This is a genomic window from Vibrio sp. dhg (assembly GCF_003443775.1).
GTDB lineage: Bacteria > Pseudomonadota > Gammaproteobacteria > Enterobacterales > Vibrionaceae > Vibrio > Vibrio natriegens.
This window is the reverse complement of the sequence record NZ_CP028943.1, coordinates 456,094-468,888: the sequence shown is the minus strand read 5'-3', so window position 1 is coordinate 468,888 and position 12,795 is coordinate 456,094. Positions and strand designations below refer to the sequence as shown.

General features: G+C 45.1%; 9 protein-coding genes. 2 read left to right on the top strand and 7 right to left on the bottom strand.

All coding sequences use genetic code 11. The features are described 5' to 3' along the window. The first annotated feature begins 112 nt into the window (after window positions 1–112). Window positions 113–982, top strand: a complete 870-nt coding sequence (locus DBX26_RS02215; protein WP_118117712.1) for a LysR family transcriptional regulator — start codon at window positions 113–115, stop codon at window positions 980–982. On the opposite strand, the gene DBX26_RS02210 is transcribed toward DBX26_RS02215, so the two are convergent. The 6 genes from DBX26_RS02210 to secA form a co-directional block, all read right to left on the bottom strand. Further along, window positions 909–1,688, bottom strand: a complete 780-nt coding sequence (locus tag DBX26_RS02210; RefSeq protein ID WP_014230814.1) for a TSUP family transporter — start codon at window positions 1,686–1,688, stop codon at window positions 909–911. The genes DBX26_RS02215 and DBX26_RS02210 overlap by 74 nt on opposite strands. A gap of 208 nt (window positions 1,689–1,896) precedes the next feature. Then, complete coding sequence (carB, locus tag DBX26_RS02205; protein WP_014230813.1) at window positions 1,897–5,130, bottom strand: carbamoyl-phosphate synthase large subunit; 3,234 nt, start codon at window positions 5,128–5,130, stop codon at window positions 1,897–1,899. 16 nt (window positions 5,131–5,146) lie between these two features. Beyond that, window positions 5,147–6,286 carry a glutamine-hydrolyzing carbamoyl-phosphate synthase small subunit gene (carA, locus tag DBX26_RS02200; RefSeq protein WP_014230812.1) on the bottom strand — a complete coding sequence of 380 codons (1,140 nt, stop codon included), beginning with the start codon at window positions 6,284–6,286 and terminating at the stop codon, window positions 5,147–5,149. Between the two features lie 481 nt (window positions 6,287–6,767). Continuing rightward, window positions 6,768–7,577, bottom strand: a complete 810-nt coding sequence (gene dapB, locus DBX26_RS02195) for a 4-hydroxy-tetrahydrodipicolinate reductase (RefSeq protein ID WP_014230811.1) — start codon at window positions 7,575–7,577, stop codon at window positions 6,768–6,770. 113 nt (window positions 7,578–7,690) lie between these two features. Beyond that, the gene (gene mutT / locus DBX26_RS02190) at window positions 7,691–8,092 is read right to left on the bottom strand and encodes an 8-oxo-dGTP diphosphatase MutT (protein WP_014230810.1); all 402 of its coding nucleotides are present in this window, start codon (window positions 8,090–8,092) and stop codon (window positions 7,691–7,693) included. 126 nt (window positions 8,093–8,218) lie between these two features. Further along, complete coding sequence (gene secA / locus DBX26_RS02185; RefSeq protein ID WP_014230809.1) at window positions 8,219–10,945, bottom strand: preprotein translocase subunit SecA; 2,727 nt, start codon at window positions 10,943–10,945, stop codon at window positions 8,219–8,221. A 399-nt stretch (window positions 10,946–11,344) separates the two neighbouring features. Between secA and DBX26_RS02180 the strand changes: the two genes are divergently transcribed. Next, the gene (locus DBX26_RS02180; protein WP_014230808.1) at window positions 11,345–11,797 is read left to right on the top strand and encodes a DUF721 domain-containing protein; all 453 of its coding nucleotides are present in this window, start codon (window positions 11,345–11,347) and stop codon (window positions 11,795–11,797) included. A gap of 76 nt (window positions 11,798–11,873) precedes the next feature. Here the strand turns inward: DBX26_RS02180 and lpxC are convergent, their stop codons facing one another. After that, window positions 11,874–12,791 carry a UDP-3-O-acyl-N-acetylglucosamine deacetylase gene (lpxC, locus tag DBX26_RS02175; RefSeq protein ID WP_014230807.1) on the bottom strand — a complete coding sequence of 306 codons (918 nt, stop codon included), beginning with the start codon at window positions 12,789–12,791 and terminating at the stop codon, window positions 11,874–11,876. Window positions 12,792–12,795: the final 4 nt, after the last annotated feature.

The following is a 12,795-nucleotide window of genomic DNA, read 5'->3' as shown; positions in this document are numbered from 1 at the left end:
ACTTTTAAGAGCCGGTCGTAACATCGGCTCTTTTTATTTGTCCTGTTATGCTCGCTTACTGTTCTATATTTGGTTAAATTAGCTCTACTATTCCTCATTTTCATCAATTGGTATGTTACTAGAAGGCATTGAGACGTTACTTGTTCTGAGTAGAGAAAAAACCATGAGCCGAACTGGCAGTCAGTTGTACATTAGCCAGTCTGCGGTGAGTAAACGTATTGCCAACCTGGAAAAGAAAATCGGGAAAAAGCTAATTGAGCCAAGCGGCAGGCACATCAAACTGACCTCAGACGCACTTGCACTCATTGCTACCATTGAACCAACCTTCAATGAGTTAATCGGTCAAATCCACGATCAACAAGTGCTCGAAGATACGTCGCTGATTAAGCTAGATTGCTCTGAAACGTTAGTTGCGGGCTATCTGAGTTTGATCATGGAAGAACGATTTTCAGACGATCCCTATCTGCGCATCTCTACCAACCATACGCCAAGAATCATAGAAAATGTAAAGTCAGGCAAAGCAACGCTTGGGTTCTGTGCCGGCTATTTGCCTCCTCATCACGGTCTGATGAGTTTTCACCTCGCCGATGAACCCTTCTCGATCATTAGTAAACATCCACTGACCACGTTACCAACAGCAGTGCTGACTAATGATTTGAGTAATCCGGCCAATACTTATCAGCAAGCAATTCTGTCTAAGTACAATATTGAACCCATCATGGAAATGGACTCCTATACCGCGGCGGCACAATTAGCATTAGCGGGTATGGCACCCGCTTTGATTCCAAAATCCATCATCAACACACTCAAAATCGACGAAAAATACCGCTTTGAGTTCGAACAGCTAGCGCACCTTATCCGCCCAATTCACGTTTGCCTGCGCCATAACACCTGTCGTAATCAACGGGTTAAAACACTGATAGAATCCATTGCTGATGTTGTTGCCAAAGAAGTTTTAGTGCCATCAACATCGACATGGTGATCACTAGGGGACGAATCCACTTTTGTCCCTTCGTCACCACCACCTTTGCCCCAAGTTGAGCACCAATAAAACCACCAACAGCCATAGTTAAGCCTATCTCCCATACGGGCAGACCAGCTAGTACAAAAAACAACAGTGCTGCAATATTAGAAGTGAAGTTGAGGATCTTGGTCCGTGCGGTAGCATCAACTAAAGAGAAATGGCCGAGAACAACAAAACAAACCGTAAAGATAGACCCGGTTCCAGGGCCAAAAAATCCGTCATAAAAACCTACGCCACCACCGATACAAAGCGCAAACATTGCCTCTGAAATCCTTGGTTCGCCGCCTGTTTTTTTCGTTGTTGGCGCAAGTAAAAAATAGAGTGAAATAGCAATGAGAAGGACCGGAATTAAGCTGGTCAGCACGCCGGCATCGACAAATTGCACCGCCTCAGCGCCAATTGCAGAACCAACAAAAGTACACAAGATAGCAATGCGCATCTCTTTTAGGCTGACGATGCCATTGCGCACAAAATACCAACTCGCGGAAAAACTACCGAATGAGCTTTGCAGTTTGTTCGTTGCCAACGCCTGAGTCGGGCTAAGCCCTGCAGCCAGTAACGCAGGAAGTGTCAACAAACCGCCTCCACCCGCCATAGCATCAATAAAGCCTGCTGCAGATGCTACAACAAACAGTGCGACTAAAACCTCAAACGTGATTTCCACTTATGCTTCCTTGTCAATGAGATACCAAAAGGAAGGCAACGGTAGCATTAATCAGACTAAGCGCAAAAGGAAAGGCAAGACACCAACCTATTCCAGATTTTCATCAATTGTAATTGCGTACGTCAAAAATAAAAAAGCCCGCTCTAATGAGCGGGCAATGAGGTTGTCATATAAGCTCTCATTAACGAGCTTACTGATTTTTTATCTATTACGCTTCTAGACTCGCTTTCACTTTAGCGTGTAGCTCTTGAACAGAAGTCACAGACGCTTTTGCATCAGCTGTGTGAGACATACACGTAGCGAACGCTGCGTTTAGCGTTGTTGTGTAGTTCACTTTCTCTGCCAATGCGCCACGGCGTAGAACTTTCGAATCTTCAATCGCTTGACGACCTGCCGCCGTGTTCACGATGTAGGTGTATTCGTTGTTCTTAATACGGTCAAGAATGTGAGGACGACCTTCGTGTACTTTGTTTACTAGACGAGGGTTGATACCCGCTTCACCTAGAATTACAGCTGTACCGTGTGTCGCATCCAACTGGTAGCCTAGTTTCACTAGCTTAGAAGCCAGGTCAACCACACGCTCTTTATCGCCTTCACGTACTGATAGTAGCGCACGGCCACCTTCAGGGTAAACGCTGCCACAGCCTAGTTCTGCTTTTGCATAAGCTTCTGCAAACGTTGCACCAACACCCATTACTTCACCTGTTGAGCGCATTTCTGGGCCCAATAGTGGGTCAACACCAGGGAATTTGTTGAACGGTAGAACCACTTCTTTCACTGAGTAGTAAGGAGGAATAATCTCTTTAGTAAAGCCTTGCGACTCTAGAGATTGACCCGCCATTACACGTGCAGCGATTTTCGCTAGTGGTGCGCCTGTAGCTTTCGAAACGAATGGTACCGTACGCGCAGCACGAGGGTTAACTTCGATTAGGTAAACGTCGTTGCCTTTCACTGCAAACTGAGTGTTCATCAGACCGCGTACACCTAGTTCAAATGCTAACTTCTCAACTTGCTCACGCATCTTATCCTGGATTTCCTGGCTTAGCGTGTAAGCTGGAAGTGAACATGCTGAGTCACCTGAGTGAACACCTGCTTGCTCGATGTGCTCCATGATACCGCCGATAACAACACGCTCACCATCACAGATAGCGTCGATATCAACTTCAGTTGCATCATCAAGGAAACGGTCTAGTAGAACTGGAGACTCGTTCGATACGCTTACAGCTTCGTTGAAGTAGCGACGTAAGTCTTGCTCGTCGTATACGATTTCCATCGCACGGCCACCTAGTACGTAAGATGGACGAACAACCAATGGGAAGCCGATTTCTTTAGACTTCTCAACCGCTTGCTCCATCGTTGTAACGGTAGCGTTTTGTGGTTGAAGAAGGCCTAGACGCTCAACAGCAGCTTGGAAACGCTCACGGTCTTCTGCGCGGTCGATTGCATCTGGGCTAGTACCAATGATTGGCACGCCTGCAGCTTCTAGTGCGCGAGCCAGTTTAAGTGGCGTTTGACCACCGTACTGAACAATCACACCTTTTGGCTTTTCAACGCGAGCGATAGACAATACGTCTTCCAGCGTTACTGGTTCGAAGTACAAACGGTCAGACGTATCGTAGTCAGTAGATACCGTTTCTGGGTTACAGTTAACCATAATGGTTTCGTAACCGTCTTCGCGCAGTGCTAGCGATGCGTGTACACAACAGTAATCGAATTCTATACCTTGGCCGATACGGTTTGGACCGCCGCCAAGAACCATGATCTTGTCTTTGTCTGTTGGGTTTGCTTCACACTCTTCATCGTAAGATGAGTACATGTAAGCCGTGTCAGAAGAGAATTCTGCTGCACACGTGTCCACACGTTTGTAAACCGGGTGAATGTCGAACTGTTCACGAGCGCGACGAATTTCGCTTTCAGCAACACCAAGTAATTTAGACAGGCGAGCATCAGAGAAGCCTTTGCGCTTAAGTTGACGAAGAACGTCTTTGGTCAAGCCAGCGTAACCGCCTGCTTTCACTTCTTCTTCTAGTTTCACTAGTTCTTCAATTTGAACCAGGAACCAGCGGTCGATGTTAGTCAGATTGAAAACACCATCAACAGACATGCCCGCACGGAATGCGTCAGCAATGTACCAGATACGCTCAGCACCAGCTTCTTTCAGCTCGTGACGAATCTTAGTCAGTGCGTCTGGCGCTTCTAGATCAACCATCTCATCAAAGCCAGTCGCGCCAACTTCTAGGCCACGTAGAGCTTTGTGAAGAGATTCTTGTTGGTTACGACCAATCGCCATCACCTCACCAACTGACTTCATCTGTGTTGTCAGACGGTCGTTAGCACCTGCAAATTTCTCGAAGTTAAAGCGAGGAATCTTAGTTACTACGTAGTCGATAGTTGGTTCGAATGATGCTGGAGTTGCACCACCAGTGATGTCGTTTTGTAGCTCGTCCAGAGTAAAGCCAACAGCCAGTTTCGCTGCAATCTTAGCGATTGGGAAACCCGTTGCTTTCGACGCTAGAGCAGAAGAACGAGATACACGTGGGTTCATCTCGATGATAACCATACGGCCATCTTTCGGGTTGATACCAAACTGTACGTTTGAACCACCTGTTTCCACACCGATTTCACGCAGAACTGCTAGCGATGCGTTACGCATTAGCTGGTATTCTTTGTCAGTCAGTGTTTGTGCTGGAGCTACAGTGATTGAGTCACCCGTGTGGATGCCCATTGGGTCGAAGTTTTCGATTGAACATACGATGATACAGTTGTCCGCTTTGTCGCGAACTACTTCCATTTCGTACTCTTTCCAACCGATTAGAGATTCATCGATAAGCAGTTCGTTAGTCGGAGAAAGATCCAGACCACGACGACAGATTTCTTCGAATTCTTCTTTGTTGTAAGCGATACCGCCACCAGTACCACCCATCGTAAATGATGGACGGATGATACAAGGGAAGCCAACCATGTCTAAAACTTTGTAAGCTTCTTCCATGCTCTTCGCAGTATCTGCGCGAGGACACTCAAGGCCGATAGACTTCATTGCTTTATCGAAACGAGAACGGTCTTCCGCTTTATCAATCGCGTCAGCGGTTGCACCAATCATTTCTACGCCGAACTCTTCAAGAACGCCGTGCTTCTCTAGGTCTAGAGCACAGTTAAGCGCAGTCTGACCACCCATTGTCGGTAGAACCGCATCTGGACGCTCTTTTTCGATGATCTTGCGTACCACTTCCCATTGGATTGGCTCGATGTAAGTCGCATCTGCCATCTCTGGGTCAGTCATGATTGTCGCAGGGTTCGAGTTAACCAGAATAACTCGGTAGCCTTCTTCACGAAGGGCTTTACACGCTTGTGCGCCAGAGTAGTCAAACTCACATGCCTGACCGATAACAATCGGACCAGCACCAAGAATTAGAATACTTTGAATGTCAGTACGTTTTGGCATTATCTACTACTCCGAATTAAGCGCTGTGTTGTTTGATTAGTTCGATAAAGTGGTCAAAAAGCGGTGCTGCGTCATGTGGACCTGGGCTCGCTTCTGGGTGACCTTGGAAGCTAAATGCTGGCTTATCTGTACGGTGGATACCTTGCAGAGAGCCATCAAATAGAGATACGTGAGTTGCACGTAGGTTTTCCGGTAGCGTTGCTTCGTCCGCTGCAAAACCGTGGTTTTGAGAGGTAATCATTACAACGTTACGATCTAAATCTTTAACTGGGTGGTTCGCACCGTGGTGACCAAACTTCATTTTCACAGTTTGTGCACCAGACGCTAGCGCCAGGATTTGGTGACCCAGACAGATACCAAAGATAGGTAAACCTTTTTCTAGGAACACTTTTGTTGCTTCAATCGCGTAAGTACATGGTTCTGGGTCACCAGGGCCGTTTGATAGGAAAACGCCATCTGGATTTAGAGCCAGTACTTCTTCTGCTGAAGTTTCAGCAGGTACAACCGTCAAGCGGCAACCACGGTCAACCAACATGCGTAGGATGTTTCGCTTTGCGCCAAAGTCGTATGCTACAACGTGGTATGGCAACTCGCTGTCATCTTTCGCTTCAGGCAGTCCACCTTCAAGCGTCCACGAGCCTTGCTTCCACTGGTACGCTTCTTTTGTTGTCACAACTTTCGCAAGATCCATTCCTTTCAGACCCGGGAATTCTTTTGCTTTCGCCAGTGCCAAAGCTTCATCTAAGCTGTCACCTGCAACAATACAACCATTCTGCGCACCTTTCTCACGCAAGATACGAGTCAGTTTGCGCGTATCAATGTCAGCGATGCCAACAATATTTTGTGATTTAAGGTAGTCAGAAAGAGATTGTTCATTACGGAAGTTAGAAGCGATAAGAGGAAGATCGCGAATCACAAGGCCTTGTGCATGAATAGAAGAGGATTCTTCATCTTCGGAAGTGGTTCCGGTATTGCCAATGTGAGGATAAGTAAGAGTAACGATTTGCTGAGAATAGGAAGGATCAGTGAGGATTTCTTGATACCCCGTCATAGAGGTATTGAAAACGACTTCACCGACGGATACGCCATCTGCCCCAATGGACACTCCGCGGAACACTGTCCCATCTTCTAGGACTAACAGTGCTAATTTACCCAAGACAACCTCCAGAATAAAAATGCAAAAAAAATAAATCAAAGTGCAAACATGCCTTCCTTTACCTATAAAATCTACATAAATAGGTACTTCAGACAAATTGGCGGTATTCTAAAGACGGACAGGAAACCTGTCAACAAGCAATTAAAAATAAATTATGCTTTTCTAGCAAGTAAGGACGTTTAGGTAGAATAACCCCCAAAACAACAAGTTTTAGACATCTCTACATGGGAAGGGATGACTTTTTTGTGAATTTTACAAATTTGAACTTTATACAGATCACAAAATCAGATGAGATTTTTACGCAAACGTTAACCAACCAAAAATAACTATACTTTTTAAGCCATATAGACAGCATAGACAACAAAACTGCCAAAAACACAACTAAACTAACGTGAGAATAGTAGCGTTATTAAATCATTTATTTTACATCTATACCTAGAGATATAAAAAAGCCGGCTTACGCCGGCGAATAATTATGTAATTAGAGTTCATTCAAACCCAGTACATCGGTCATGGTATAAAAACCTGCAGGTTTAGCACTCAACCAAACCGCAGCCTTCACCGCACCGTTAGCAAAGGTCATGCGATCCGTTGCTTTGTGTGTAATTTCAACGCGCTCGCCAATATCAGCAAACATCGCCGTGTGTTCACCAACAATGTCACCAGCACGAATAGTGGCAAAACCAATCTCATCTTTAGTACGCTCACCCGTAATGCCTTCACGAGCATACACCGCTACGTCATTAAGATTGTTACCCATCGCTCCTGCAATCGCTTCTCCCATACCAATGGCAGTACCTGATGGTGCATCCACTTTATGGCGATGATGTGCTTCAACAATCTCGATATCGCAGTAGTCACCCATGACTTTGGCTGCTTTTTCCAGCAGCTTGAAGACTAGGTTAACACCAACAGAGTAGTTAGGAGCCATTACCACAGGGACTTGCTTTGCCGCTTCATCAATAAGCGCACGTTCTTCATCACTAAAACCAGTGGTGCCAATCACCATGCTTTTGCCATACTGTTTGCAAAGCTCAAGGTTAGCCAAAGTGCTTACCGGTGCAGTAAAGTCGATAATGACATCAAAGTTATCCACGTCTTTAGCAAGATCATCCGTGAGAACGACATCAAATTTGCCTTCACCACATAGTTCACCGATATCGACACCGACGAGTGATGATTCCGGACGCTCAGATCCCGCTGTTACTGACGCTTCTTGATGATGGTGTGAAGCCTTAACCAAGTTGCGACCCATGCGGCCAGCTGCTCCTGCGATTGCAATACGAACCATTGCGTTTTATCTCCTTCTCTGGATAACGAGACCTATACTCGTTTCTCTCGTTTCGCTCAATCTTTTTAAACTAACAACATACCTTGCGAACCACAAGATGATTAATGTCGAAACTATGAAGAAAACTCTTGTACAACACGCTCAAGGATTGGCACATTGGCTTCCGGAAATGCATATTCAGGCAAGCTCTTGATATCAACCCAGCGCCCTTCCTGACCTTCTTTACCGTATGGTTCATTTTCAAAAGAAGTGACGGAGATAAAATCGAATTTCAGAGATTTGTCTGGATAGTCGTACTCAAGGTGCTCAAACAAAGACTGTTCTGTCACGTTGATCCCGACTTCTTCTTCCAGCTCACGAATCATCGCCTGCTCCACAGACTCTTCCGGCTCTACTTTTCCACCAGGAAACTCCCAAAATCCGCCTTTATGTTTATCGTCAGGACGTTTAGTAATGAAGATCTGCGATTTATCCTGGTTAAAAATGATCGCCGCAACGATGTGAATTCTTTTCATGGAGAACGTTTCCTAAAAATGAACTGCTTCCCGCCCTGCATTAAGGTGGCACTATGGGGAGCAATAAAATTTACTTAAAAAAAGAGCCGCCTAAGCGACTCTTTATCAATATGTGACTAAACTCTGTTAGTCAATTTTTCCGTGGCACTGTTTGTACTTTTTACCGCTGCCACATGGACAAGGCTCATTACGACCTACTTTGCGCTCATCACGAACGACAGGTTGGTGTGCGCCTTCAGATTCTTCACCATCAGCAAGCTGGTTTTCTGCAGCTGCATGTTGAGCTTGTGCACGGCGCGCCGCTTCTTCTGCTTGCGCACGACGTTGCTCTTCCATACGCTCAACTTCTTCTTGCTGTTGAACACGTACACGAGATAGAACAGTGATAACATCAGATTTCAACGCATCTAGCAAACCTTCGAACAACTCAAACGATTCACGCTTGTACTCTTGTTTCGGGTTCTTCTGTGCGTAACCACGTAGGTGGATACCTTGACGCAAGTGATCCATTGCTGCCAAGTGTTCTTTCCAAAGCGTATCCAACGTCTGTAGCATGACAGATTTTTCGAAGTTACGCAGTACTTGCTCACCAACGACTTCTTCTTTCGCTTTGTAGACTTCAACAGCCAGTGAAATGATCTTTTCACGAAGAGCTTCTTCGTAAAGTTTGTCATCTTCTTCAAGCCATTGCTTAATTGGTGCGTCCAGATCGAAGTCCGCTTTCAGGCGTTCTTGCAGACCTTCAACATCCCACATATCTTCCAGAGATTGTGGTGGAATGTATTCATCAATGATCGCCGTCATCACGTCTTCGCGGTTCTGCTCGATCATGTCGCTGATATCGTCAACGCTCATCAACTCATCACGTAGCTCGTAAACGACTTTACGCTGATCGTTCGCAACGTCATCGTATTCAAGTAGCTGTTTACGGATATCGAAGTTACGACCTTCCACTTTACGCTGCGCTTTTTCAATCGAGCGAGAAAGCATTTTAGATTCGATCGCTTCGCCTTCTTCCATACCACTTTGGATCAAACTTGCCATGCGGTCTGAAGTGAAGATGCGCAGCAGTGAATCTTCCATTGATAGGTAGAAACGTGAAGAACCTGCATCACCCTGACGACCAGAACGACCACGTAGCTGGTTATCGATACGACGAGATTCGTGGCGCTCTGTACCGATGATGTGCAGACCACCCGCTTCCAACACTTTATCGTGTACGACTTTCCAATCCGCTTTAATCGCGTCGATTTGCTCTTGAGTCGGATTTTCTAACGTTTCAACTTTAGATTGCCAGCTACCACCAAGCACGATATCGGTACCACGACCCGCCATGTTTGTAGCGATAGTCACAGCGCCCGGCATACCTGCTTCAGCAACGATCTCTGCTTCTTTCTCGTGGAATTTAGCGTTCAGTACGTTGTGTTTAATCTTAGCTTTCTTAAGTGCATTAGATAGCAGTTCAGATTTCTCGATTGATACTGTACCTACTAGTGTTGGCTGGCCTTTTGCTACGCGATCTTTGATATCTTCAATGATTGCGGCAAACTTTTCAGCTTCTGTACGGTACACCACATCCGGCATATCATTACGAATCATTGGTTTGTTGGTTGGAATAACAACCGTTTCCAAACCATAGATAGACTGGAACTCAAACGCTTCAGTGTCGGCAGTACCTGTCATACCTGACAATTTCTCGTACAGACGGAAATAGTTCTGGAATGTAATAGATGCCAGCGTTTGGTTTTCGTTCTGAATCTTAACGCCTTCTTTCGCTTCTACAGCTTGGTGCAAACCTTCAGACCAACGACGGCCTGGCATAGTACGACCAGTGTGTTCATCAACGATGACAACTTCACCGTCTTCAGTAACGATGTAATCAACATTGCGTTCAAACAGTACATGAGCTCGCAGCGCTGCGTTCACGTGGTGAAGTAGGCTGATATTGGTTGGAGAGTAAAGCGTATCGCCCTCTTCCATCAAACCGTTCTTAACCAGAAGCTCTTCGACAAACTCTTGACCCGTTTCAGTCAGGTAAACTTGTTTCGATTTTTCGTCTAACGTGTAGTGGCCATCACCACGGTATTCTTCTGAATCTTCTTGATCTTGTCTCTCAAGATGTGGAATCAGCAAGTTGATTCGAGTGTATAGCTCAGAGCTGTCTTCAGCAGGACCAGAAATGATAAGAGGCGTACGAGCTTCATCGATAAGGATTGAGTCAACCTCATCGACTACGGCAAAGAAGCGCTCGCGCTGTACGCGGTCTTCATTGCGGAAAGCCATGTTGTCACGAAGGTAATCAAAGCCAAACTCGTTGTTGGTTCCGTAAAGGATGTCAGCTTGGTACGCTTCTTTTTTCTCTTGAGGTGGCATGTTTGGCACGTTGATGCCAACGCTCATACCTAAGAATTCAAATAATGGACGGTTTGTCTCTGCGTCACGTTTAGCCAAGTAATCGTTCACGGTTACAACATGAACGCCTTTACCCGCTAGTGCGTTTAGGTAAGCTGGAAGAGTTGCAGTTAAAGTTTTACCTTCACCTGTACGCATTTCCGCGATTTGACCTGCATTCAGGACCATACCACCAATAAGCTGTACATCGAAGTGACGCATGCCGTAAACACGCTTAGACGCTTCACGAACGGTAGCAAACGCTTCTGGAAGGAGTTGATCGAGAGTTTCACCTTTGTCCAGACGCTCGCGGAATTCAACAGTCTTTGCTTTTAGTTCTTCATCAGATAGAGCTTCAAATGTCGGCTCGTAGTTATTAATTTCTTTTACAATTTTTCTAAGGCGGCGCAGTGTTCGATCGTTGCGACTGCCAATAACTTTTGTCAGTAGCTTAGTTATCATTTTTCGTGAATCTCTCTTTCATCAGACCGTTCCCGATCTACTCGTAATGCCTTCAGTCTCTGCCAGTTTGGTACTAAGAATACTGATATAAATCATTTAACAAATGATATTGAGTCCAAACATCCATATTTCAAGGCTAAATTTAGAAACATTGGGGCTTAGTGTAAGGATTTTTAATCGATACAACCATAAATAGACCTATTTGTTTGAAGCACTCTGTAAATTTTATTGAAAGTGGTGATAGATTAGCCAAATTTTTAATTGTAACTCTCCAAATCTATCAATTTGCTTTCATTATGCGGCGTCCAAACCAATTGTAATAAAGACGCTAATGTAAACTATACCTAGATAGAAAGCTGCTCTAGAATAGCGGTATATCCACAAAATTAGATTTTACCTATGCGTGATCATCGACCAACCTCAACAGAGGATGTTATTGCTGAATCTCAGTTTAAGAAGATTCAAGAGCATGCTGGAGAAATCTTGCAGCTCAACAAAGCCTTACAGGATATCTTGCCTAAAGGCACGGCTGATCATTGCCGAGTTGCTAATGTCCGTAACGGTCATCTATTGATCGATGTGTCTAGCGCTGCCATCAAAATGAAGATCGACTACGATCGCCTAATGATCCTCAATAAACTCCGAACTCAAGGCTATGCAAAGTTGATCAGCGTGGATGTCCGAATTAATCCATCCCTTTATCGCAACCGGTACGAGCAAGACGATAGACCCAAGCGACCGCCGTTAACTGAGTCAGCGGCCAAATCATTAATGATTATTGCGGATATGGCGCCACCTAAAATTCAAGAGCGCCTGAAAAGGCTGGCTGACATGGCTGATAAGTCAAAGTAATAATGCGCTGAAAAGATTGAATTTTGGATAGAAAAAAACCAGGTCGAGACCTGGTTTTTTTAAATTCAGTTTAAGCTTATGCTAATACCATATTTGGCTCTGCAAATGCGACTGGAGAACCCGCTTCTTCTTCGAATGTTGTCCATTCCCATGCTTCCTGATCAGCCAGAACAGCACGTAGAAGTTGGTTGTTTAGACCGTGACCTGATTTGAATGCACGGAACTCACCAATAATTGGGTGTCCACACATGTAAAGGTCACCAATTGCGTCCAATACTTTATGAGTAACGAACTCATTGTCAAAACGCAGACCTTCTTCATTAAGAATTCGGTAATCATCCAGTACGATAGCGTTATCAAAGCTACCACCCAAAACTAAGTTCTGAGACTGTAGATATTCAATATCACGCATAAAACCAAACGTACGTGCACGAGAAATCTCGCGAACAAACCCTTTAGATGAGAAGTCAAACAACAGGCGCTGCTCGTCAGACTCAATTGCAGGGTGGTTAAATTCAATCTCGAAGTCCATACGGAAGCCGTTAAATGGAACAAACTCTGCCCACTTATCGCCATCTTCGAAACGAACTGGTTTTTTAATGCGGATAAAACGCTTTGGAGCATTTTGCATTTCGATACCTGCTTGTTGAAGCAAGTATACAAATGGGCTTGCGCTACCATCCATAATTGGAATTTCAGGAGCGTCTACTTCAACAACAATGTTGTCGATACCCATACCAGCGAGCGCAGCATTCAAGTGCTCAACTGTTGAAATACGCACGCCTTCGTCGTTAACTAATGCAGTACATAGCATAGTGTCACGCACAGACGCAGGATCAGCTGGAAAATCTACAGGTGGATTTACATCTGTACGACGGTAAATGATACCTGTATTTGCAGCAGCCGGGCGCAGAGTAAGCGTGACTTTACGACCAGAGTGGAGACCCACACCAGTTGTTTTCACTATTTCTTTCAGAGTACGTTGTCTGATCATCTGC